Raw genomic sequence first — 25,496 nt, forward strand, 5'->3', positions numbered from 1 at the left:
ATTTCATCGTCTTTCTGATTAAAGTATAAAATTCTCCACTGGTCTTTCCCATGCAATATCTTTTATCTTTTTATCCTATTTATCTATATCGCTATTTTTCTGCTGCGCGAATTTGTCTTATTTAAAGAAAAAATGTACTTTTTTGAGATTGTTGTCATCCCATTAAGTACATTTCAGATCGTTATCGATATTTTAAGGGGGACTCCCCTACATTCTTTTTGAACACTTTGCTGAAATAGTATTCATCCCCATAACCAACTTCTCTTGCGATTTCGGAAATTTTCAAATCCGTTGTCTTAAGCAGAAATTTTGCGCGGCCAATTTTGACTTCGGTTACGTAATCGATAAAATTTTGTCCCGTTTCTTTCTTAAACAAATTGCTCAGATACGCGGGGGAAAGCTGCAAATAGTCCGCTACTTTTTCCAGAGACAGCTCACCTTTATAGTGTTTATTGATAAATTGCTTCGTTAAGTAGACTCTCAAGCTTTCATAGTTCTCCATCAGTTGCCGGGTCATCCGATCCTTTAATTGATTGATCCAATCGATAAAATCAACTTTCATACTCATTGTGCTTATGCGATCATACATATCCTTGGTGAGGATTTCCTTCTCGCTGAGCTGATAATTTTCAACAAAGCTCTGGAATAAATAAAAGATGGTGAAGCTGATCCCCATCAGAAGTTCTTTAGTCAGTTTATGGTTACGACTGATCCCCTCGGTTAACCGTTCCAACGCTTGCTGGATATCATCCATTTCTCCGTCAATGAACGCTTTTTCAAGGCTCTTCATTTCCGCTGATAAGTCATCCGTTTCTTGCGAAGACAGCGAGCAAATATCGCGATAATAAACATTTGTCCCTCTCGGATAAATAAAGGCAAATCGGACAGCTTCTTTAGCTTCTCTATAAGCTTGCTGGAGTCGTTCATAGCCATCATAAATTTCGCTGATCCCGATACTGACCGAAGTGCTTAAATATTTGCGCAGCGTGATCCGTAAATTTGCCATTAACTCTTCCAACCCTTCGGAGGACTTCGCATCCCCCTTTGGCCGCAACGACAACACCGCAATAAACTGCTTCAGTTGAAGGCTGACGACATGTCCGTATGCGTAACTGGACAGCACCTCCTCCAAAATATTCAATACGGAATAATCGAGCAGATGCGGAGATTCGCCATATTTTAGATAAATGGACGCATCATCGACTTCAATAATGAGACATACCAACTGCTCCTCCGGGAACGTTAACCTATTCACCTCTAATTGATGGAGGATCTCGGATTGTGTCTTAACAACGCCGAGCAGCATATCTTTAAAGAGCTTTTCTTTGTGAAGAGGAGCATGATAGGCAGGCCCTGCAGTTGAGACATATACTTGCTCGCTGCTTGATGTCAAGATTAACGTCTTTAATTCCTTTAATATGCTAATGAGTTGTTCGGATTCCAATTCTAGTTTTAGGATGTAATCCTCGGCTCCGTTCTTCATCGCTTCTTTGACGAATTCGAGATCATCATGGGCGCTAAGAATAATAAACTTAGCCGGGTGGTCTTCCCGCTTCAACGCCTTTAGCAGCTCTATGCCCGTCATGATCGGCATTTTGATATCCGTTAGGATAATGTCAGGGACGTGCTCCCTGGCCATCTCCAATGCTTTTTTTCCGTTCTCTGCTTCCCCAATAAGTTCTAGCCCAAGTTCTTCCCATGGGATAATCGTCTTGATGCCTATACGAACTAACGCTTCATCGTCAACAATAAGTACTTTAATCATCGGTAATCTCACCTTATTTCAGTATCGTTCGGATTTTGGTTAAAGGATAATGGGAGTGTGATATGAACCTTCGTATAACATAAGGGTTTGCTTTCGATGTGCAAACCAAACTTCTCGCCATATATCATTTGAATGCGATTATGAACATTTTGTACGCCAATCCCATTGCTGTTCTCCCGATTCGGGTGACGGAATTTCATCGTTTCCGATATTTGTTCATCCGACATGCCAACACCGTTATCCTCTACCGTTATCTGGAGCACAGAATCCTCGGCACACACCTTAATTGTGATGACTCCAGGCCCTTCCTTGGGTTCAATCCCATGAAATATCGCATTCTCGACAATCGGCTGCAAAATAAATTTAACGCATTCCGCAGCATAGAACGGTTCTTCCACCTCATAATTAACTTGAAACTTGTCCCGATATCTCGTTTGCTGAATGAATATATAGTCTTTGATCATAACAATCTCTTCACCCAACGTAATCATCGAGGTGGGCTGTCTGAACGTGTTTTTCAGCAAACGGCCTAATGCATCAACAACCTCTTTAATCCCATCTGCTTTCTGAATAATCGCCATCCAGCGGATCGTGTTCAGCGTGTTATAGAGAAAATGAGGATTAATCTGTCCTTGAAGTGCTTTGATTTCGGCGTTCCTTTTTTGCTTTTCTTCCTCAACGACCTGATTGAATAACGCGTTAATCCGCTGGATCATGTAATTATAAGTTACGCTTAACAGGCCGATTTCATCTGTACTCGTTACATTAACTTTCACATCAAGATTAGAGCCCCTCAGTTCTTTCATCGTAGAAATCAAATGTTTGATGGGAAGCACGATATTTCTTGAAACTAGGTACCAGAGGATTCCCGTAAATAAAAACGAAATTAGAAACACGATTGCCGTTACGTTAATGATGATTTTATTATCTTTGGTCAGCGCCTCAACGGGCACCATCTGAATGATTTTCCAACCATACTCCTCGATTTTATAAGAAGAAGTAAGAAATGTTTGTCCATCCTTCTTGATTTCAAGGCCTGATTCTTTGATATGATCTGGAAGGCTAATTCCTTCTGATTGTAACGTTTTGGTGCTTTGCTGTTCGGGAAACACGATTCTTCCACGTTGATCCACCACATAAATTTGACTTTGCGTCTTTAGCGAAGCCTTGCTTAAAATATCCGTAAATACTTTCGTACTCAAATTCAAATAGATAGCTCCGATGTTATTGTGATTCGTATCGTTAATGACTCTGGCAATTGAAAACACCTGATTTCTCCTGAAGTCGTTGTCATTGTCGTGAACGCCTAGCCAAAGGACTTTTCCGTTTAATTCAAGCATGGTTTTATACCATGCTGAGGTTTGAATGTCATCGGTGTTAATGGTATAGGCATCATTGCCATAAGTAAACTGACTGCCATTTTTTCCGAATACAAAGAGGGATGTAATATAGGAGTAATAGTTCGAGTAAAACGATATATTATCAAAAACTTGATCGACTCTTTTCAAATTCATATAGAACTCAATATTGTTGCTGTTATCGGCCGTTATGGCATGCTGGATATCCTCGTTGATGTAGATCAACTCCGTAATCTTTTCAATGCCTGCAAGCTCCTTTTCTGTTGAATTCCCAATATACAATAAGTTTTCTTGAAAGGATTGACTGACCTTTTCTTTCACAATTTTCACGGACAAGAAGTAGGAGCTCACGCTAAGCGCAGTAGTTGGAATGATCATTACAAGTAAGAAAGCAATAAAAAATTTGCTCTGAATACTTTTACGAAACATGCGGGAAGTTTTCATAGTCTGGTCCCCTTACCACCATAACAGTGTATGATAACAATTGTATCTCCTCGTAAATAAAGACCGCTCCTCCATAAGAGCGGTCTTTAGCTTACCACAAATTTTCAAGCTCTCAAAATTAAAGAGCAAAGGAAGCAATCTCACCTGCCGTCAGGCCTGAATCAGTATAGCTTGTTCCAATTACATCTGTAACAATCGTTGTATAAGGCCCGCCGCTGGCTGATGCGCCTGTCGGCATTGTCGACACTGCCAAAGTTCCCCCATTCATTACACTCGTAACTTCTGATGCGCTAATAACACGGTTGTAGATTCTGAAGTCATCAATCTGCCCCTTCAAATATTTATCACCTGCCCATTCCGATTTTCCAATAAAGTTTCCACTGGTCGTCGGTGCCAGATCGGAAGGCTTAAACGTCATACCCGTATTTGTTGCTGCCTGAACTCCGTCGATATAGAGAATACCAGTACTTCCTGATAAAGTTACCGCAATATGCTTCCATGTATTCGCCGTTAAATTGCTGCCTTGCGAAATATTCTGTTCCGCCGTATTACCATTAGCAGTAATCGTAAATCGACTTCCATTAAGCAGCATCATCATATATTTCGTTGGCGTCGCGGCAGCTGCCGGCCCAGCCGTAAATAAGCTGATTGCATCGGCCGTATTGCTGGACTTCACCCAAGCTGAAAATGTCATACTATTCAATCGATCTACAATATGGCTTGGCAATGCTACATAAGCTGCTGTCGTATTCGTTCCTCCAAAGTTAATTGCATTACCGTATTTGCCTGCCGCCCATGTTGCATTGCTTCCGCCAATAACCGTTCCGTTATTTCCGTAGCCGGACGAGTCCACGGCCGTAGTACCGCTCGTTTCGTCAAATTTATACCAAGTGAGCAGACTGGAATCCGGCATATTATTTAGGGTTGCTGCTGAAGCAATAGATGAAATACCTGAATCTCCTACCGCATTGACTGCCTTGACTTTAAAATAGTAGGTTGTATTCGCCTGTAATCCACGGACGGCAAATGTTGTTCCGCTAATAGCATCCGAATTTAAGTTTGTATATATCGCATTCACTGCTGAAGAAGTAGACATGTAGACATGATAACCAGTTACACCTGATACGGCTGACCAGCTTAAGTTGATTGAACTGTAATCCGCTGTTATCGCCGTTACCCCTGTTGGCGTTGCAGGAACGGTTGCCAATGTTTGCCCATTCATTACGCCAGCAATTTCAGACGAGCTTAAAACACGGTTATAGATTCGGAAATCATCAATCTGCCCCTTCAAATATTTATCACCTGCCCATTCCGATTTTCCAATAAAGTTTCCACTGGTCGTCGGTGCCAGATCGGAAGGCTTAAACGTCATACCCGTATTTGTTGCTGCCTGAACTCCGTCGATATAGAGAATACCGGTACTTCCTGATAAAGTTACCGCAATATGCTTCCATGTATTCGCCGTTAAATTGCTGCCTTGCGAAATATTCTGTTCCGCCGTATTACCATTAGCGGTAATCGTAAATCGACTTCCATTAAGCAGCATCATCATATATTTCGTTGGCGTCGCGGCAGCTGCCGGCCCAGCCGTAAATAAGCTGATTGCATCGGCCGTATTGCTGGACTTCACCCAAGCTGAAAATGTCATACTATTCAATCGATCTACAATATGGCTTGGCAATGCTACATAAGCTGCTGTCGTATTCGTTCCTCCAAAGTTAATCGCATTACCGTATTTGCCTGCCGCCCATGTTGCATTGCTTCCGCCAATAACCGTTCCGTTATTTCCGTAGCCGGACGAGTCCACGGCCGTAGTACCGCTCGTTTCGTCAAATTTATACCAGGTATTTAAGTTAGTATCCATGACTACTTTTACGGCGGCATTGTAATTCTGTCCATTGTAGGTAGCTGTAATCGTAGCCGTACCTAAACTTACACCCGTAACTACGCCTCCTGCATTCACTGTTGCCACGGCCGGGTTAGATGATGAATAACTCGCTTGAGCTGTAAGATCCTGAACGCTCCTGTCCGAATCCATGACCGTTAATACCGTCATATGTGTATCATTCAGCATAATGGTATAACTGCTTGCATCCAAAATCGGAACTCCGGTTCCTCCCGTTGCCGCGGATACGACAGCTGACGTCGATCCCCCGGCTACGCTTACCTGATAATAGTAAATCATATTCGATTCTAACCCGGTATTGCTATAAGAGGCTGCTGTAAATGGTGCACTATTAATCTTTGTATAAGTTCCCTCTGCTGTTAGTGATCTATATAAGTTATATCCCAGTGCTCCCGGTACAGCCGTCCAACTTAAGTTGATCGTAGCCGGGCCTGCTGCCGTTGCTGTCAAGCCCGATATTGAGCCTAAAGTGATCTGGTTGCTCAGGCCCACTGTTTGTGCTGCATCAGGTGTGTACAACAAAGTAGCAAGCGGATAATCCTTCGCAGCAACTTCTGGCATTCCCGTTTCATAGGCATAGGCCAGGTATTTATATTTTTCTTGGGTCATATCCCTTTGTTCCATATATTTATAATAGTTATATAAAACACTTAAGTAAGGATCGATTCTGCCCCTGCCGTCCGAGTTGATTTTGTCATAATATGCGGCTCCAGCTGTGTATCCGTCCGAGTACGCAGGGGTCCATAAAACATCATGACCAAGATGATACTTCAGAGTGTATGTCACTCCTGCCAATAACCGATCATCTAGGAAATTGAATACATTGACCGCATTCGAAGCAGTAGAAATCGTTCCATTCATCGGGTCAACTTTCGTACCTTGGGCATCGATGGTTTTCACCAATGTAGACAGTCCACCGACATTGCCGTAAGTATGTCCCGCATCGCGCCCCATTTCCATTAACTGCACGTGGTAATCCAATGGAGCCAACGGTTCTCCTGTTATTTCATTGGCCGTCATCCACCGCATCTGATGCTTGATCGAACCGTTTCTTCCTCCCGGGTTACCTGCTGAGTTAACTGTCGTTGCTTCCACGGCCTCCGCATAAAGCTGCAGGTCATTGTTAAAGATAGCTCGCGCAATCATCCCCATGATGGCAAACTGATGCTGATTCATGAAGAAATTATGGGCTTGATTAGGATCCTCAGATTGATCATAAGTGTTTCTAAGAAGCTCCATCATATTTGTGAAATTTTGAGTATCGGTATCCGACCATTTCAGACTCTGCGTCGGCGTATCGGAATAGCGCAAAATTTCTGCCGCTGCCGCAAGCAAATAAGTCGACGTTGCAAAACGGAAGTTCGTATGTTTAACAACAGACTGTATTGCTGCGTAATTTCTGATGATCGTCATGGCATTCGAGCGATACGTTTCATTACCGGTAACATACCACATAATCGCCTGTATGAAAGCGGTTTCGGAATCCGTATTGGCCCGAGTACCTACATAATCGCTGGGATTGGACCGATATACGCCGTTTGCGTCCGTAAAGGCCCATGGACCCGGAACATTGACGAATAAATCATACCCGGATTCATAATAAATTCTTGGATTTTCGCTGGATTGGGGTTTGCTGGAAAAGGTATTAAATGCCGTGTTCCAAGGCTCGTCGCCCGCTCTTACATGATCGCGCATATTGTCCAAATCTGCCTGTCTCATTGCAATGCCCGGATGGTGGATGATTGCCGATATCGTGTTCCCGGAAGAATCAATATAAGACGCATTGACATCGGTATTTACGACCTGAGGCTTGTAAGAAGTAATAAGCGGCGAAATAGCCGCTTTCGCTGTCTGGCCGCCAACGAAGATAACGCCCGAAACGACCAACATAGCGCAAAGAATGCAGGAAACAAATTGTCGAAAACGCTTTCTACTCATTATTTTATTACCCTCCTTTTATTCTTTTTCCATGAAAATATTGCAATTCCGCCCCCGATTTATTAAAGGAGGAAGGCATTAAGGCCTTCCTCCCGAAACTAGTACGATTATTAATGATATCCTAATTGACCATTGTTGCCTGAATGACCGGACCGAAACCTTACTTGGTCACAGTAACAGTCATCGTATCGCTGGAGATTGCACCAGCATAGTTGATGAGTTCCGCGCGATATTCATATATGCCAATCATCCGATCCGTAATAGCGGTTACTGCCGATTGGGCAGACGGTGTATTGCTCGTCAACTCTTGCGTATGGATGAGAACGCCATTTTCGAACAAATTGTACGTTGTACCATTGGTGCCCCACCACATATTCATGCTGACATTGAAATCCCCGTCGCCGTCCCAGTTATTTACAGATAATACCGGTTTGGCCGGCGCTGCATGCGTTACGTTTACCGTGTGCGTACTGCTTGTTGTTGTCCCATACGCATTGGTCAGCTCCACGCGATATGCATAGGTCCCATTCAGCTTATTTGCAATGGAAGTTATCTCTTTCTGAGCGCTCGGGGAGTCATCCTTTAAAATTTTGGTATCGATTAATACGTCATTCTCGTAAAGCTTGTAGATCCTGCCATTATTTCCGTACCACATATTCATGATAATATTGTAATTGCCGTCCTGCTGACCTGTATCATACCCATTGTCGTCGGACAGAACTGGTTTGCCTGGTACACCTGTGCTCTTTGCTGGGATATTGTTTACTGTCGCGGCAACCGAACCTTGGTTTCCGGCCGCATCGACAAACTCGAATGTGAAGCTGCCATTCCTAATGAACGTATAACTTTCTGAACTGCCATTGTTTGTAATGGATACCGACTCGCTTGGCATAATCGTAGCTATCACAGTATGATCTATCGTGGACGGTCCATTGTAAGCCACGGTTGCCGTTGGAGAGATCTTGTCGATATTGCCGACCGCATAGCTGCTGACATTCGAAATATTGCCCACAGCATCCGTTCCCCGTGCAAACACCGTAACGTTTTCGGACATAACCACCGGACCACTGTACGCGATCCATTCGCCACTGTCGCCTACTTTGTATTCCTTCACCGCAGTGTCATCCGGATAGCTGATCGTTAAGGTGACGTCGCCGTTGGTCGGGTCCGTAACGTCTGCAACGAAAGTTGCATCAGCAGGAGCTGAGATATTTCTGAACACCGCCTTCAAATGCCAGTCTCTGACTACATTGTACGTTTTTCCGCCGCCCAAATAACCGCCTGAATAGGTTGTCAGGTTGAACACGGGGTATTCCGACCATAAATAATCTGCCGTCATCCCATAGGTGATCGTCGGCTCCACCCATTTGACGAATTCATAGCCTTCAGCCGGCTTCGCCACCACGGTAACGGACGTTTGATCGCCATGCACCGTCAGCGAGGTTCCCTCATTCCCTGTCGGCGCTGGAGCAGGCGGAAGGCCGTTCGAATTGACATAAACCAAGGTCGTTCCTGCCGCCGGATCACTCGACGATGTCGTGATCGTATACGTAGGATCGTAGCGCTTCAGATCCTCGCCGACTTTCCCAAACATACGTAGTTCCGATATATTTCCATACCAGGCTCCTCCATAAATACGGAAATATCGGAAGGCGTAATCCTTAAATTGATCCTTCGCTTTAATCGGCTGCCAGATATCATAGCTATAGCCTTTCGATGTTTCGGAAATCATTCGCCAGTTTACTCCATCATCAGAAGCACTTACATTCACAGCTGCTGCCCTGCCAGGAAAGCCGCTACGGTTCAAAATTTCGATTCGGTCAAGCTGCATCAGCTTGTTATTGTTGCTCGCGCCGAAATCAATGTCGTAGTAACCGTAAGCGTTACCATTATATCTTACGTCGGCGAAGGTTGATATTTTGCCATCGAACAAGTAAGTAGCTTCAGTCGCGTCCAACGTATTGCTTGAACCGCTTAATTGTGCTTCAGCTCTCACATTAATCTCATTGGAAGTATTGGAAATCAACACTTTCTGGGACACTTGTGCGTTATTCACATTCGTAATGTATTTCTCCGGGTAGCTGTAGACAGTATAGGCCGGTGTACCGTCTGCAAAGGTATAATCAATGGAAAGCTCAGCATAGCCTGACTTCGATCCGGCATGAACAACATACTCAGCGGTATAGGAACCATCCCCGTTATTTGTCACGCCAACCGTCTCACCCTGAATGGTGGCCCGAACATTACCGATCAGTTCATCTGCTTTGAATGTGAGAATCACCTTATCGCCTATGACGGCACTAGGCGGGATATCGAGCGTATCCTGGACAGGCGCAACGGCTTCCAGTTTCAAGCTTATATCTTTCAACACATTGCCCGTTTCAAAGCGTTCGCCAAAAATATGGAGATCAGAGATATAGAACGGTTGGTCCTCCGTATAATCATCCTTGTTTAATACGCCGGCGGTAAGATCCTTCATTCTAAAATAACGGAATCCGGTATTTTTGTACTCGTCTTTTACCGAATAAGTGAACCAATCTGTGGTATATTCCGATATATCGTCGGAGATTCGCACCCAGTTCGTATAGTCATTGGATGCCAGAATGATTGCTCCCTCTGACCGTGCCGGGAAGCCAAAGTCGGGCAACATCAGGAACTTGCTGGGCTTTACCTTAAAATCCTCACCGAAATCCAATGTAAACTGCTTCTCGTCAACTATCCATCTGATAGGAATACCTGAGCCATCATAGTCTACTAAAAATGCCGGATTGACATTGGGGCTGTCCGGCGCCCCGACTGCGATTCCCGTTAAATCAAGGGCTCCATCCGCTATCAACGGATTTAACAGGCGCAACCCGCTCACAGCTTCCTTCAGATCAAGCAATGCCTGATTCATGGCAGCCGCGTCGCCGGATTCGACAAGAGTCAGCGCAGCTTCATACTTCGTCCGGAATACGGTATAGCTAGCTGTTTCATACACTTGAGCAGGATCATAAGCTTGGATTACATTTTTAATCGCTTCACTATAGCTGCCTGTGACCGAGACGGTGACCGCCAAAATATTCATGGCTGTGCCATTAGATGCCGACACATAGAATGAATAATCACCCATTGGGATGGATGGCGGAATGTTCCCCGACAGTATGCCGTTGCTATCTACGGTCATATTTGCATGGCTAACAAATTCGGTGTTATCTTCGACTATGCTGTATGTTATGGTTTGTCCTGCATTGCTTGCGGAATTGGACAAATCATATTGCAGCCGCGCCGACGTATAAGAGTCCAGTTGCAGCTCGTTTACGGCTCCCTTGAAGAGAGGGGCTTTCACCGTTGTGCTGTTGAGCAATAGATGATCAAACTCGACATATTCCCCCGTCTTGCCGTATACATTGAAATAGATCATGGAGTCTGCTTGGAAAGCGGGGCTAGGCACACTTGCCAAGTTGACGATCACATACTTCCATTCCCCTCCGGTATCGGGCAGGTTAACCGTGGCGAACGGCTCTTTGCCAATATCGCCATGGAACTTCAGCGTCGTAATCGCATTGCTCTTGATTCGGAACGCCAAGTCACCATTACGCCAGATGCCCACACTAGGAACAGCGAATAGGGAGCCGGCTTCTTCGGCCTCGATGAGGATCGAATCGTTTGTTCTCGTAATGCCGCTGTCTAACGGGGTAAAATGTGTTTCAAACTGGTACGGAATCGTGCTCCCATTCTCATGGGCAATAACTGCAGGTACGGGTGTGCCTAAAGCACCATCAGGAATATAGAGCCACAAATCGCTGGTTCTCAAACCATAAATTTCCCAATACTTATTCATCGCTTCGGCTACATACTTAAAGTCGGGATTGTTATCCGTATAGCCCTTGCCATACTTATAGATGTAGTAGTAGTCCTCGCTGGCGCCAAGGCGTCCCCGTCTGTCTGCGCTAACTGAATTATTCAAGCCGTCATTGAATGGAATAGCGTATCCCAGATTGTATTTATAATAGGTATTGATGCCTTTGATAAGCCGGTCGTTCAAGAATGAATAGACGTCCACTCCATCACTGGCCACAGTAGCTGTCCCGTTGACTGGGTCGAGTGAAGTGCCTTGTGCCGAAATGATTTGAGCCAGAATGGACAAGTTCATCACGTTATCGAACGAATGCGGTTGATCCCTTACCATTTCTTTGATCGCCACGACAGGCTCGTCCAGCACATTCCCTTTGCTGTCCGTGGAGTATTCAAACATGGCGTTGGCTATCGCACCGTTATGGTATGCGTGCCCAGATGGAGTGCTGGCGTTTATTGTCGCCCACTCTAACACACGCTCGTAATCCACCTTGTTATCCATGAAAATATAGGAGGATAATGTTGCCATGACAGAAGTTTGGTGTTGATTCATCCAGTTGGTATTTCGCTCCATCCAGAGACTGAGCGCCGGTTTCTGAAAGTTATCGCTATATTTTTGTGAATACTCATCCTTCCATTTCAGCTCTTCGTGACCAGTACTCGTATAACGCAGCAATTCCGCAGCAGCATTCATATAGTACATGGGTCGTCCCTGATGAATATGCGCATCCGTCACATACTTCGCTTTAGACGGATCTAGGCTGCCCCACAGCAGGACGATCCGCATCGCTTTTTCCCGATAGTCGGGATCTCCTGTCATGAAATACATGATCGCCTGATAGTACGCTGCAAGGGCATCCTGCGTCATTGCCCCATTAAAGAGGCTGGTGCTATAGCTGTCGTAGGTGTAGTTCGCCTCAAGCGCGTCAAAACCGGCGGACGGATTTTTATCGATTCTGATTCCGTACGATTTGGACGCGAACGAACTGGCCGCAAAATTTTCAAAATAACCGTACCACGGCTGTTCTTTGTTGCGGATATGCTCCCGTATACGAAACAGATCCGCTGGCGCCACACTGACGGCAGGATGAACAAGCTCTGTACCCGTGTTGTTGACGAAGGTCGGCAAAGGCTCGGCGAGACCCTGAATCGCAGCAAGCAATTCTGCCGCCATGGCGTCTATCTGATCTTGACTGGCTTCCCGATCTGCTTTCAACGCCAGTGCGCGACTGTTTGCTTCCAGCAGTATAGCCCAGGTTTCGTCCGAGTAGTATTGCTGTCCGGCCGCAATCATATTGGCGGCTTGATGAAGCACGGAATAGAACTGGGTCCCCTTGTATACCCTCTCAATCTCGGCCGCGCTTAGGGCATAGTCGTAGATACTGAATTCATCAATCAAGCCGTTAAACAACGGATCACTAGCGAACTGGCTTTTCCCGATATAGTTCAAATTCGGCGCAAAATCACTTGGCTTAATCGCAACATTGCTATTCGTTGCTTTTGCTTCCCCGTTTACATAAAGTGTAGCTCCTCCACCGCCCAGCGTCAGAGCCACATGAGTCCACTGTCCTACTGGGAGCTGCGGCGTATCCAAAACTTTCTCGGAGCCACCGTTTATAATGGCGAACCGCATAAGTGTCCCTCTTTTCGGTGTCAGGAACATATAATTGCTTGTGCCTTTGCCGAAGTCGAAAATCCTCTGCCAGTTGCTTCCTCCATTCCATTTCACCCATGTAGATATGGTAATGGCTTCATAGTCAGACATCGGATGCTCAGCCGGCAGCGTCACGTAAGAGGATGTTCCATTCAGCTGGATGGCTTGCCCGACTACCCCGTCCACGTATGCGGGAGTGCCTGTGACCGTACCATTAGCCGCTCCGTCAGAGCTATTGGCATTCCCTTCAAACTCGTAAACGATCGGCTTCGGGGAACTTTCGTAAGTTGACTCCGTGACAGTCTGCCCGTAAGTTGCTTCCGTAACCGACACGCCTGAACCTGCGGATTCTTCGCCTTGCACAGGCAATGCCAGAGAGAACAGCATGATCAGGGATAGAATCAGGGCTATCAGCCTGCGCGATTGCATAATAACATTTACGATTTTCATTTCGTTCCTCCAATTTTAAAATTCTTTTAATTTACTCTCTTCCCCTAAACCATTACAATTAAGAAAACGCTTACAATCCCAATCATAAAAATCACCCCCTATCAATGGTTCTTATAACCAAAAATGTAGAGACAATTTATCGAAATGTTTATATGTTGGCTTCTTCTACAAAATAATAATACTTCGAATCACTTGACTAACCATCATGTCAGTTGTTTTCATATCTTTCACCAGTTGTCCATTACCCGGGATGTAGTCTCACATCATGAGAATGATGCCGTACTGAACAGCATCATTCTCTGAATTGTTATTTAATCGAAATCCTAAGTGGATTCTTTCGAAAAATAAAGAGCGATCATCCTTTCCTAACGCGGAACACAGTAACTGAATGCTTAGGGAAATCGTAGCTTACTTGATTGCCTGGCGTTTGCATCCTCTTATACTTGGGTACAATTTTAGCCGGCGCCTCCAAGCTGTTCATCTCATCCAGACCGTAACCAGACATATCATATACATCCATCAAAAGGCTGTCCGAATGCAAGTCGGCAAATTGGAGCTGCGCTTGAACGTCGACATCCTGTACGTTCACGGCTTTGACAATAACATCTCCGGTTGCCTCTTCAATACTGGCAGAACAGTATAGGGGTTCAATGACTGGTGCAATGTGTTCCGTATCATTGATCAAAGCGCCGTCGACATAGGTGCGTATCCTCCGTCCATCTACTCGCACTTCCAGGTGATATTCCACGCCAGTCTCCGGCGAGAACAGGCTTTGCGTCAGACAACCTCTGTACCCTTTCGAGCCGGCATGAACCATCGATTCCTGATTGGAGTGGCTGCCCGCTTCCCACACCACATAATTGGCTTCATCCTGAAACCCCAAAAATATGATAAACCCTCTCGAGCCATTTTTCCTTATCGCCTTCATGCTCAGCGAATAGCTCTTCAAGCCAGTTTCGCCGACTACCGCATTGCGGCCAAATTCAGAACGGTGGCGTCGATCTTCTTCCGTCTCGCCTATTTCGACCTTGCCGGTCAGCGTCTTCACTTCACCAGTCTCGTGGTTAATCAAGCGAATATGGCGGTAAACAACTTCATTGAGATTCGCCCCCACTAGCAACTTACCTTCAATTCGTTCTTTATTTCCGGCAGGTTGGGCTGGAACTGCGAACCCGTCGGTAACCATGCGCAGCAAATGGTCTCCTTGATGGTGCATGAACATTTGCTGAACATAATAGTTGGCCGTACCGAAAACTTGATGATTATTGAACCAAATCAAATCCGGTTTCCAGTTCACATAATCGATGTTGCAAAGAAGCGGCGCATAACACGCCAATCCGACGGCATGAGCATTCTTCTCGAGTCCGGTCATAAATGCGGCTTCCGCAAGCGCGTTGTAGTATGTATTGCCCCATGAAGCGTATTCCCCGAGGAACACCTTAGGATCGTCGGCGCTGAATGAATCATATCGGTGATAATGAGCCAGCAACCAGTCCGGAGATTGATAATAATGTTCGTCCACGAAATCCGAGCCGTTGTCCCGCGCGGAACGCCATCCGCGTTCATATTCGCCCCCGGCAGCGAACGGCCCACTTGAATTGATAATCTGAATGTCGGGATATTTCGCTTTAATCGCCTGATGGAAATAAGTATACCGTTCGAAGAACTGCTCCCCGATCTCTTCATTGCCAATACCGATATACTCCAGGTTGAAAGGCTCTGGATGCCCGAGCAGCGCGCGCAAGCTGCCCCACTCGGTCGAAGCGTCGCCGTTCGCAAATTCGATCAGATCGAGTGCATCGTCAATCCATGGTCCCAACTCATCAATCGGAACAAAGCGTTGGCTATGCGGATCAGAGCCCGCAGGCAAAATTGGAATGGGCTTTGCTCCAATATCTTCGCAAAATTGAAAATACTCGAAATAACCGAGCCCCAGCGTCTGATGATATCGCCAGTTGTTCTTGCGCGGCGGTCTTTGTTCGACAGGCCCGATCGTGTTTTTCCATCTGTACATGGAGTCACGGTCCTCGGCGTTTAAAGAGCCGTCATGAATAAGGCAACCGCCAGGAAAACGCATAAATTTCGGCTTCAGATCGGCCAACATTGTCGCGATGTCCTCTCGCAGTCCCCCCGTTCTGTTCCGAAACGTATTGGTCGGGAAGAGCGAGATCATGTCCAAATATAGGGTGCCATTTCCCTTTGTCACAACTGCCAGCCTGCCGCTGAAGTCGGTAGCCGATGACGCAACGACAACCTCGTATTTCGTCCACTCCGATGTAACCATTACCTTCGCTTCGCCGTATACCGTACCGTCAATCCCTTCCAGCCTTACGGCTACAGGCTCATCGAAGCTTGCGCTCCGACTGGCGTACATGGAGAACGCATATGTTTCACCTTGGCGATATGGCAATCCTGAATTGAAGCCCAGATTTTTAATGCCTACGCCTTCTCCAGCCTCTATGATCTCAACCGCAACGTAATGAGGGTTGCGTGGATGGATGGGGTGCTCCTGCTCCACTTGTATGCTGCTTTTCCCTTCTCCAAGTTCTACCTTCTCCCACGCTGTTAAGCCATTATAATCATGCCGGTCAATTGGATCGAATTCGAAAGAACGGTTTCGAACCATCTCGGCGTATAGACCACCATCCGCGGCATGATTGATATCCTCGAAAAAAATGCCGAATAGATCGCCCAAAGCAGCCCCCTGGTCTTTTGTATAAATCGAAATTTTTCCCGTATTGCCCATTGTCCTTCTTCCCCTCATTTACATTGTCTGTTTATTCCTTGACGAATACGATATTGCGGACATAACCGTTTATATCAAGAGCTCGGTGGCCGGTTCCCTCCACGCGTTCATCCCCGAACCGTAAGTTATGGAACAGGACGCCATCTACAATGCGTTCATTATCGAACCCATGTATTCGGGACGGATGCGGCGTTTTACCAGCGTAATGAATGTCTCGAAATACAACATTTTCGATTCGATTGCCAGGCACGGGATTATAATCCTCGTTATGAACGACGCGGATATCGAGCAATTGCCCCTGCTCGATCGCTTCCACGCGAATGTTCTCGAATACAACATTCCGAACTGTATTCCGGTCCCCCGCGTTAATAGCCATGGCTCCCCAATAGTTGGGTTGAGGCTCATGGTGTTCAAGAATGTCAATATTTTCGAATCGAAGCTCTTCGATAACATCGCCATTGCGATGATGATCTCCATGTGTGCCAATCATGATGGGATGAGCAACATCGGCCCAAAGAATGGAATTCCGCACCGTTACCCCTCTGGTGTCCCCGTAGAAATCCCAGCGCGAACCGTAAACGGCTATGCAATCGTCTGAATTCCGCATAAAGATATCGTCAATGTGAATCCGCTCGCTTGACATGATATCGATGCCATCCGACCAGCCTCGCGTGCTAAACGACTTGAAATTCCAGATCGAGATTCCTTGCGATTTTCCAATAAAAACGCTGTAATGCGGCGGGTCGATGACCGTAATCCCTTCTATTGCAATATTCTCGGAGAAGATGACCCTAACACCCCGAAATGCCGAAAAACGAGGGAAATCGGCTAGGTAGATAAACCCGCGCCCCCGAATGACAACGTCCCTCACATGATCGCATACGATCGAGCCGACGAGAATAGCGCCGCCTGCGATATAGACCGTCTTGCCCGATGAAACGGGAAGCACCATCTCTTCGATATAGTGCATGCCCGGTGCAAAATACAAAATATCAGGAGCTTGATGTTCGTTCTTACTATTATTGAACTGTTGTAAAATATCCGGTAAGCGATGAATTCCCGGCTGAATCGCGAGCACATTCGAATCGTCGGGATTCGGTGCATCCGTCTCTATAGGGTTCGCAAATAGATGCAAATTGCCGAAACGTTCGCCATTGCATTCGATAACTAGCTTTCTTGGTTGATTGAGCGTCAATCGAATGGTGTCCTCTTCGACTGCGTAATGAATAGAATGCGACAAAGGTCGAATAGCAACATCCTTCAATTTACCTCGACGGTACGTAATCTCCGCTTCGATAGTTCCCTCCATATCGAAACTAGACATGGATGCTTCCCGCACATCGTGCATATCTACCTTGACCTTATAGACAGGCACATGCTGCCAAGCCTCGCCGGGAACCCGTACCTTTACTTTAAATTCATCTAGCAAAACCGCCCCCATCGGGGCAGCATAGGTCACTACGCTGCTCACTCGCCATACACCTCGCTAATCCCATTTATTGAAAGCGCTTTACAAGTTATCATATATAAAATCTTTCCGCATGAGTATTTAGCTCAATTAGGGAAATATGGACAATTTATTGTTTAATTGCGTTGCTTGTCTAATGGTGCTAATAATCGTCCATGTTCTTCTAATCTTTATCAATAGTAAAGAAAAAACCCCGTCAATGACGGGATTTGAAAGTCAGTATAGAGTTGATGCCCGATAACTGCTTGGGGTCGTACCCTTCGCACGCTTAAAGATTCGGGTAAAATAAAAATAGTCGCTGTATCCCGACTGCTCCGCAACCTCATTGATCGGCATATCCGTTTCCGACAAAAGGCGGCAAGCATAATCCATTCGCAGCGCGGTTATATATTGCGTAAAGGTCGTACCCATTTCTTTCCTAAACAATTGACTAATATAATTGGCGTTGACATTAAATTGCTCCGATAAAAATGAAATCGTAAGGTCTTCGCGATAATGCTCGTCAACATATTGCAATATGCCTTTGAATGACCTGTTCCTTACTTGCTGAGCTCCCGGCCGCGATTTGCTTGACATCGTACCATCGCAAACGAGGACGGAGGAGCCCAATCCAGCCGTAAAGTTCCGATCCACCTCTTCACTCTTCTGAATGATTCCCGCGGCAAGCAGCATTTTCTTCAGCTGCTCCGCATATTCCGGAGATCCCGTTTCCAAGTTTTCAAAGATATTTACGTCTTTGGTCATTTCTTTATCTTTTATGAGTTTTGCGGCATTCTTGAGAAAACCGGAAATTTCGATTTCGTCAAACGGCTTTAAGCAATAGCCGAAAGCTCCGTAATTGATCGCTTTTTGGGCAAGCGCAAATTCGGCATATCCACTGAGCACGATGACCAGCGCTCTAGAAGATGTATCCTTTAACTGCTTGATAAGCTCCAATCCACTAATCCCGGGCATACGAATATCAGTAAAAACAAGGTGTGGTTCGATTGCCTGAATCGCATCGAATGCCTCCGACCCGCTTAATGCGTAACCGGTTATTTCGAATCCGTACGCCCCCCATTCGACGCTTGCGATCAAACTTTTAATGACCAGCTCCTCATCATCAACAAGAAACACTTTATACATCGTTATCCCTCCGAAGCGGTAGATTAATGACCGCCATCGTTCCAGTGTCAGATTTGCTTGTAATGGTTATACCAAATGCTTCGCCATAGTTCAATTTGATCCGGTTATTGACGTTAACGAGACCGATATTCGTCCTCTGATCGTCCGTCATATCCTGTATAACCGACAATTTGGACTTCAGCGCTCCAAGCTGCTCCTCGTCTATGCCTATCCCATTGTCTGAAATGGACAGCACAAGGTTTTCCTCAAGTTGTTTGACAGTAATCTCGAGAAGCCCGTTCCCAGTCCGTTGCTCGATACCGTGAAATATGGCGTTCTCAACCAGCGGCTGAAGAATCATCTTCGGAACTTTGTGGGACAACAAGTCATCGGGAATGCAATAGGTGACGCGAAACCGGTTGCCGAACCGGATTTGCTGGATGTGTACATGGCTTTTGACCAACGTCAATTCTTCCTGCAGCGTTACGAAATCCGTGCCTTTGATGCTATATCGAAAAACAAAAGCAAGCGCTTTCACCATATGAAAAATTTTATCCGAACCTTCTTCTACGGCTAATCCTTTGATTGACTCAAATGTATTATATAAAAAATGCGGATTGATCTGGCTTTGCAGAAATGCCAATTCAGACTGCTTCTTTACAAGCTCAGCGCGATAAAGCTTCGTATTGCTATCGAGCAGTTGCTTGGTTAACGTATCAATCTCGTCCAGCATGCGATTGAAATCGCTTGCCATGCTCGTGATCTCGGCATATCCATGAAGGCTGATCCGGTTATTTAGATTACGAAGATGCCCCAGCTTAAAGTCGTTCATGAATCGCATCAACTTTTTTAGTGGACGCAAAATATTGTTGATGACAAGTAAAAACGGAATAGACAGCACCAGCAAGGAAGCAAGCAGGATCAGCAACGATTGCTTGCGGATATCTTCCAGCCCCCGCAGCAATTCGCTTTTCGGTAGCTTGAACACAAGCTCTCCCTCAATATCGGGAATCCCCCCCCTCTGAATAAAAAAGCTGGAGTCCGAATCGGCAGAACTGATCTGTGAATAAGGCGTGCCTGTCTTTACGTCTTTATCATTGGTAAAGAACACATTCCCGTTGCGGTCCAATGCATAAAGCTTGCTCCCTCCCATATTAACCATACTAGGCGTGGATCCTAATATAGTCTTGGCATCTAGCACGATCAATATAACGCCGTATCTCTTGTTGTCAACGAAATCTATCGTTGGATTAATGGGACTGCCCACTATTAAAACATCCCGGTTAATGTTATGAATTTGCAGCTTTTGCAAACCTGTAAAATTAAAAAATTGATTTTCTGGTATTTCATCTATAAACGGAGTCAGAATATTGACATCTCCATTTAAAATAAACGTTGTTCCATCGCCGCCGATCAAGGCAATATCCAGTATTCCGTCCTTCATGTTCCTCATGTCTGCCATATAGCTCATTAATTGCGTATACTGGGTATATTTTTTGACAGGATCCTTCTCGTTCAAATATGGCTGCACAATTTTTGGATTGTAAGCGATGCTTAGTAAGATTCGTTTAATTGCATCGGTGTTGGAAGCGATGGTCTGATTTATTTGAGCAATCATCTCCATATGATATTCGCTGTTTTTCTTCTCCACAACTTGAGCTGCTTTCAAATAATTAGTATATACAATGACCAAGACAATGACGAATATAATGGCTACAAGAACGGAAAGCTGAATCCCAATCGGCAAGCTCTTCAAAGCCTTCCTGCTCCTCGCGAACTTTAAACTTAACATCTCAACACGACCTCTTGTCAATTTTGCCTATCCTGTACTTGGAAGTAGTATCTATTTATGATTGCATGATGAAGCGCCAATTGTAAAGGAAAAAGCTTCGTATCACTCAGAGAATAACCGACAAAAACAGGAATAGGCAGCATCGCTGTCCATCCCTGCTCGGTTACTCATGTATGGCTAGTATTCCGAAGGAATCTTTTGGTAAGATTTTAATATTTCGTATTCCTCCATCGTAATGGTCAGAATTGTACCGTGCTTGAAGCCATATGGGAATGTAAAGGATTTGTCCGATCTTACGAACTTCCCGCTTGCCAAACTGTTTGCAATAAACGGCACATAGCCTTGTTCCTCTGCCGAACAACCGTAGAAATCCAGGAACAGGCACCATTTTCCATCTTCCAATTTTACCGCCGTTGGCGCTTCATATAATCCAGCCTCTACATCTTCCATACTTTTATCAAACGTATCCACCCTCTTGAATGGACCGGTTATATCCTCCGACTTCATTAGAATATTTTTGCCGGGGTTTTGTTCGCTCTTTAAGAACATATAATAGCTTCCGTCTTCCTCGTACATTGCGGAGTCGATGACGCCACTGTCTTCTTTTTGATACAACAATTGAGCTTTGGTAAAATTTTTGAAATCTTTGGTACGGGAATAGAAAATTCCCTTGAATCCATAATTGTTGCGAGCATGAGCCGATGACCAATGAATAACGTAGTCATCTTGTTTGTTGTCATATATAATGTCAGGTGCCCATAAACAGCCGAAATCTTCATCTCCGAGCTTGATCATCCTCTGCTCCGACCAATGAATCAAGTCTTCCGACTCCCAAAGTGACAGACATTTGCTCCCGTTACGGGCGGCTTCGCCCCATGAATGGTTATATTGATTCAGCATACCGTATGACAAACTTAGATCTGTGGCCAGAATAACAAACTTGCCTTCCTTTGTTCTCGTTATTGTAAAATCTCTGACGCCTTTGTCGCCGTAATAGCTCCACAACACTGGATTTCCATCATTCACTTTCTCCCAGTTAAAGCCATCCGTGCTGACACCGAAGTAAACCTGCTCACCATCCGGCGTTCTCTTTTCTTTAAAATGCACAAATAAATAAGCCTGCATATTCTTTTACCCTCCTATTATTCTGGTAATAGCTTCAGATCGAACGGTTTATCCCGATTGCAAATGAGAACGCCATCCACAACTTCCAACTCGGCTGCTTGTATCGATGATCGCCTTGTTCCGTAGGTTGACTCTTCGTTACCGTTCGTTCTCTCGGGATGCGTGAAATAAAAGATGTACGCATGCTCACCTTGAACGACAACATCGGCATGAAGGCCGTTTGTGCCATCATCCTCCCGGGAACCCGGTTGATCGAGAATAAGCCCGTTGCGTCCCCAATGAAGCAAATCATCGGAGCGGTATACGCCCTGCCCTCTCCACTCGTCCACGATCATCCAATAAAACCCTTTGAACTGGAATACGTTAGGCCCTTCATGCCAACGTCCCTCGATAACCGGTCCAATCCGTTTCCATTCGTACAAATCGCTGCTCTCAGCGGCATATGTGTGATTGCTTTCCTTAAACCACATTCTGAACATGCCGTCCGGCATTTGATAAATGCAAGCGTCTATGATATTGGTGTCGCTAATTTTCAATTTGGATTGAAATGTCCACTTGATAAGATTCGAGCTTGTATAATGAAGCATATCCGCTTGATGCCCCCAACGATCGGGCACGCCTCTTATATAAGAAACATACATATGGTAAGTACCCTCGTGCCAATAGATTTCCGAAGCCCAAAACGTATTTCTTCCCCATTCAATGTCTAACCCTTCTATCGTGCCTCTGTATACCCACTCTTTGCCGTCGACGGATGAAGCTACCCCAATATCCGTTCCATACACCCAGGCAACATTACGATCCTCCGCCGTCGCCCTGCGATTCGTATATAACATCCACCATTCCTTGGCCTCTCTATTCCAGATAACGACAGGATCTGCCGCACCGTCATAAAAGGGATCTCTGTACAAGGGAGCCTTCGTCACGTTGTCCATGTTTATTTGCCCTCCTCTTGCCGTACATTCCCATCAAGACCGTTGTAAATGAAATGACTAAATGAAGCCCTACCGCTTCCAACGGCATCCAAAGCGATTCTTAAACTTAAAAACTTCCCTAACACATTATTATGAAACCCAGACATTTCAAATCCATGGTCCAGCTTCTTCCAATTAGACCCGTCTGAACCATAATATAAATCGACGTCATGGGAATCGTTTACAATACGTAGCATGATGACATTTTCGAAAACTTCCGTATTCTCAGACCGATATTGATCGCGAAATGAAAACACATGCGTGCCGTTAAAGCCGACACCGCATTGGAAGCCAGGCTTGTAGAACAGGCTTAAGCGACCTTCCGTATTTGCATCCAATTGAAGGGAAACGATAGCTTCATACGCGTGATGGTATGGAATACATAATAAAGGCTCGACGATTTCAGCGGAAAGTCCTTGCAACTCTAGTTTCCCTTTTCCGACATTGTAGCCGGTCACGGTTGAACGGCCATAGAAATGCCAATGCGACTTCAAGCGGTCTGACTCGAACCGGTCGGATAAAGCGATTTCTCCGGTCGATGGCAAATCGCTTACGCCAAGTTGCTCCGACGTTCGGAACCAGCCATCATCTTCCCATTGCACAGGCTCCATAAGCGTCTGTCTTCCAAGCGTCGCATAGTTATTTTCATAAGCATGATATATGACGTGCCATTCTCCCTCGGGCGTATCCACCAGGGTTCCGTGACCTTTCGACCACCAGCGCTCCATGCGGTTCTCGGTTCGTACGATTGGATTATAGGGCGAGTTCTCCCAAGGACCATCAATCGATTCCGATCTGGCCGATATAATCATATGGCTGGTTGCCGGACCAGCCGTTCCGCCTTGCGCGCACGTCATGTAGTAATATCCATTCTGAAACGTAATCTTGGGCGACTCCAGATAAAAGCCTTCGGTCCGCCATTCATTAGGGTAGCGCCAGCCTTCATATACCTTCTCGAGCTCGCCGATCGTCGAGAGCCCATCGGCCGCCATGCCAGATGATTTCCGGTGCCATAATACAACCCACATGCTGATGAACGGCGTGTCCGATAGGCTCCCATACCGTTAAATTGCGGGAATGCCATACAAGCAGTCCCGGCATATAATCGAATGAAGAGTGGGTCATGTAATAGTCGTCCCCTACGCGTACAATGGACGGATCGGGATAATCGCCAGGAAGAATTACAATGGGAAACCCAGTATTGGATGGGGGCATGAGAAAGATCCTTTCTTTTTATCTCGAAGTATAAACGTTTCGTGCCAAGACCAAGGGACTGCTCTGACCAATTGTCATCCCGAAGGCTAACAACCATCTCGGCAGTCCGATCCTATTACTGTTACATCACAATGTTACCAACCCTTATTTCGCAGTTAGACGTTCTTGATACACTTTAGTCGCTTCTTCCAGCAGCTCTTTTCCGCCGGATTTCAACCAATTTTGTTTGAACTCTTCAAATGTTTTATCAATATGATCAGTTCCGATAATCGCTTTTACATAATATTCGTCTTGAAGCGGATTGAGCGTTGCGGAATATTTGGACTTCGCTTCCAATGGCGTCGGTCCTAGCAGATCCGAAATCGTTTCAATGCCTTCATTCAGTGTTTCTCTGAATTCCAGCTTTGCAGGGGAGAAATGGTATTTCCACATCGACAAACTACGCTCAACGAGCGGATTGTAGTAGCCGCCGTAGCCCAATTCGAGCACCTTGTCGTTATTGCTCTTATAAGGCTCCAACGCCTCCGCCGCACCGTCCTTAAGTTCATAGGAAACGCCTTCGAGACCAAACGCCGTCTTTAGATAAGCATCATCGTTGCTCACCAAGTCTTCAAGAATTTGCAAAATTTTAATTCTTTTCTTCTCATCTTTCTCAACTTGCGCGCCGAACAGAAGCGGCACTTGCAATGCGCCGTTGGACATAGCCAGCGACTTGCCGGCAGGTCCAATTAAACCTTTGCCATAAACGGGCTCTATGCCGTTTGCCTTATTCGTCTCGATTTGGTTGAACAGATGATGGTACATATTGTGGTCGAGTATGCCGATTTTTTTGTTGTTCCACTTTTGCGTAATGGTATCGTTATTGTCCGTTAAGAATTCTGGATCTAGAACGCCGTCTTTATACCACTTCTGCAGAAGCTTCAACGCTGCTTTGGCCTGTTCGGAGAGACCTCCCCACGTTACGGTCCCGTCATCGGCTAACATGAATTGATAAGGATTTACGCCGTAAGCCGCATAGATCTCGTTGAATTGCTGATTGCCTGTACCGCGGGTCGTAAAAGCGTACGTATCCTTTTGACCGTTGCGGTCCGGATCGTTGTTCCGGAACTTGTACACGACATCCTCGTATTCTTCAAGCGTCTTCGGGGCTTCGTTATAGCCGATTGCTTTCAACCATGCGCCGTTGTAAGTCGGAATGAATCCGTAGGAGCCGTTCAGCCATACGCGCGGAACGCCCCAGTTCTTCCCGTCATAAAATCCGATATCCCACGCATTCGGATCGACAGCTTCCACGTCCGTCGTGTATGTCGGCATATATTGCTTGATTTCGTCTACCGAAATGCTGGCGATTACGCCTTGTCTTGCGTAATTCACCATATCTCCTTCGCTAATATTGTGAGGAAAAATGTCGGGAATTTCGCCCGCCGACACTTTGACCTTGAAGTTCTCGTCGGTCGCTCTCATATTCACGATTTTGACGTTATACTTTTCCTCGACGTACTTCTGAATTTCGTTGTCATCATTTGTCGGAATGCTCCATGTGCTTGGGTTGATTGTAAGTACAATCGTTTCTTCTTTGTCCGGCGTATTGCTCTGCGAAGGCGCGTTCGTTTCGCTGCCCGTCCCGTTCGAACAAGCCGTTGCAACCAATGTCATAGACAACATAGCCACAAAAATCAATCGTTTTTTGTTTTTCATTTCTTTTCCTCCCTTTTATGTG

General features: G+C 45.7%; 13 protein-coding genes. All 13 read right to left on the minus strand.

What is annotated here, in order from left to right:
- Nucleotides 1-181 precede the first annotated feature (181 nt).
- The 13 genes from AC50Y5_RS15610 to AC50Y5_RS15670 all read right to left on the minus strand — a co-directional run bounded on the left by AC50Y5_RS15610 (nt 182) and on the right by AC50Y5_RS15670 (nt 25,474).
- A complete protein-coding gene (locus AC50Y5_RS15610; protein WP_494861905.1) occupies nt 182-1,765 on the minus strand; it encodes a response regulator in 1,584 nt (527 codons plus the stop codon).
- A gap of 8 nt (nt 1,766-1,773) precedes the next feature.
- A complete protein-coding gene (locus tag AC50Y5_RS15615) occupies nt 1,774-3,567 on the minus strand; it encodes a sensor histidine kinase (RefSeq protein WP_494861907.1) in 1,794 nt (597 codons plus the stop codon).
- A 118-nt stretch (nt 3,568-3,685) separates the two neighbouring features.
- The gene (locus AC50Y5_RS15620) at nt 3,686-7,411 is read right to left on the minus strand and encodes a LamG-like jellyroll fold domain-containing protein (protein WP_494861909.1); all 3,726 of its coding nucleotides are present in this window, start codon (nt 7,409-7,411) and stop codon (nt 3,686-3,688) included.
- Between the two features lie 160 nt (nt 7,412-7,571).
- Nucleotides 7,572-13,352 carry a LamG-like jellyroll fold domain-containing protein gene (locus AC50Y5_RS15625; protein ID WP_494861911.1) on the minus strand — a complete coding sequence of 1,927 codons (5,781 nt, stop codon included), beginning with the start codon at nt 13,350-13,352 and terminating at the stop codon, nt 7,572-7,574.
- Nucleotides 13,353-13,707: 355 nt separating this feature from the next.
- Nucleotides 13,708-16,098: an alpha-L-arabinofuranosidase family protein gene (locus AC50Y5_RS15630; protein ID WP_494861914.1), complete on the minus strand. Its 2,391-nt coding sequence runs from the start codon at nt 16,096-16,098 to the stop codon at nt 13,708-13,710.
- A gap of 31 nt (nt 16,099-16,129) precedes the next feature.
- Entirely contained in the window at nt 16,130-17,569 is a 1,440-nt protein-coding gene (locus AC50Y5_RS15635; protein ID WP_494861917.1) for a glycosyl hydrolase family 28 protein, read from the minus strand.
- Nucleotides 17,570-17,782: 213 nt separating this feature from the next.
- Nucleotides 17,783-18,691 carry a response regulator transcription factor gene (locus AC50Y5_RS15640; protein WP_494861921.1) on the minus strand — a complete coding sequence of 303 codons (909 nt, stop codon included), beginning with the start codon at nt 18,689-18,691 and terminating at the stop codon, nt 17,783-17,785.
- Nucleotides 18,684-20,426, minus strand: a complete 1,743-nt coding sequence (locus AC50Y5_RS15645; protein WP_494861922.1) for a sensor histidine kinase — start codon at nt 20,424-20,426, stop codon at nt 18,684-18,686. Before AC50Y5_RS15645 ends, AC50Y5_RS15640 begins: the two co-directional genes overlap by 8 nt.
- Before the next feature lie 213 nt (nt 20,427-20,639).
- Nucleotides 20,640-21,587, minus strand: coding sequence for a glycoside hydrolase family 43 protein (locus AC50Y5_RS15650; protein ID WP_494861925.1), 948 nt, complete (start codon nt 21,585-21,587; stop codon nt 20,640-20,642).
- 17 nt (nt 21,588-21,604) lie between these two features.
- On the minus strand, nt 21,605-22,522 hold the full coding sequence (locus tag AC50Y5_RS15655; protein ID WP_494861927.1) for a glycosyl hydrolase: 918 nt from the start codon (nt 22,520-22,522) through the stop codon (nt 21,605-21,607).
- A gap of 2 nt (nt 22,523-22,524) precedes the next feature.
- Nucleotides 22,525-23,553, minus strand: a complete 1,029-nt coding sequence (locus AC50Y5_RS15660) for a family 43 glycosylhydrolase (RefSeq protein ID WP_494861929.1) — start codon at nt 23,551-23,553, stop codon at nt 22,525-22,527.
- Nucleotides 23,504-23,776 carry a family 43 glycosylhydrolase gene (locus tag AC50Y5_RS15665; RefSeq protein WP_494861931.1) on the minus strand — a complete coding sequence of 91 codons (273 nt, stop codon included), beginning with the start codon at nt 23,774-23,776 and terminating at the stop codon, nt 23,504-23,506. Before AC50Y5_RS15665 ends, AC50Y5_RS15660 begins: the two co-directional genes overlap by 50 nt.
- 144 nt (nt 23,777-23,920) lie before the next feature.
- On the minus strand, nt 23,921-25,474 hold the full coding sequence (locus tag AC50Y5_RS15670) for a type 2 periplasmic-binding domain-containing protein (protein ID WP_494861933.1): 1,554 nt from the start codon (nt 25,472-25,474) through the stop codon (nt 23,921-23,923).
- Between the last annotated feature and the right edge of the window lie 22 nt (nt 25,475-25,496).

The sequence above is a fragment of the Paenibacillus sp. JT22N7 genome (genome assembly GCF_059383875.1).

What these genes read in the sequence shown, in the direction of transcription:
- AC50Y5_RS15610 (WP_494861905.1), bottom strand. Translation starts at nt 1,765, where the DNA reads ATGATTAAAGTACTTATTGTTGACGATGAAGCGTTAGTTCGTATAGGC.
- AC50Y5_RS15615 (WP_494861907.1), bottom strand. Translation starts at nt 3,567, where the DNA reads ATGAAAACTTCCCGCATGTTTCGTAAAAGTATTCAGAGCAAATTTTTT.
- AC50Y5_RS15620 (WP_494861909.1), bottom strand. Translation starts at nt 7,411, where the DNA reads ATGAGTAGAAAGCGTTTTCGACAATTTGTTTCCTGCATTCTTTGCGCT.
- AC50Y5_RS15625 (WP_494861911.1), bottom strand. Translation starts at nt 13,352, where the DNA reads ATGAAAATCGTAAATGTTATTATGCAATCGCGCAGGCTGATAGCCCTG.
- AC50Y5_RS15630 (WP_494861914.1), bottom strand. Translation starts at nt 16,098, where the DNA reads ATGGGCAATACGGGAAAAATTTCGATTTATACAAAAGACCAGGGGGCT.
- AC50Y5_RS15640 (WP_494861921.1), bottom strand. Translation starts at nt 18,691, where the DNA reads ATGTATAAAGTGTTTCTTGTTGATGATGAGGAGCTGGTCATTAAAAGT.
- AC50Y5_RS15650 (WP_494861925.1), bottom strand. Translation starts at nt 21,587, where the DNA reads ATGCAGGCTTATTTATTTGTGCATTTTAAAGAAAAGAGAACGCCGGAT.
- AC50Y5_RS15655 (WP_494861927.1), bottom strand. Translation starts at nt 22,522, where the DNA reads ATGGACAACGTGACGAAGGCTCCCTTGTACAGAGATCCCTTTTATGAC.
- AC50Y5_RS15660 (WP_494861929.1), bottom strand. Translation starts at nt 23,553, where the DNA reads ATGGCGGCCGATGGGCTCTCGACGATCGGCGAGCTCGAGAAGGTATAT.
- AC50Y5_RS15665 (WP_494861931.1), bottom strand. Translation starts at nt 23,776, where the DNA reads ATGCCCCCATCCAATACTGGGTTTCCCATTGTAATTCTTCCTGGCGAT.
- AC50Y5_RS15670 (WP_494861933.1), bottom strand. Translation starts at nt 25,474, where the DNA reads ATGAAAAACAAAAAACGATTGATTTTTGTGGCTATGTTGTCTATGACA.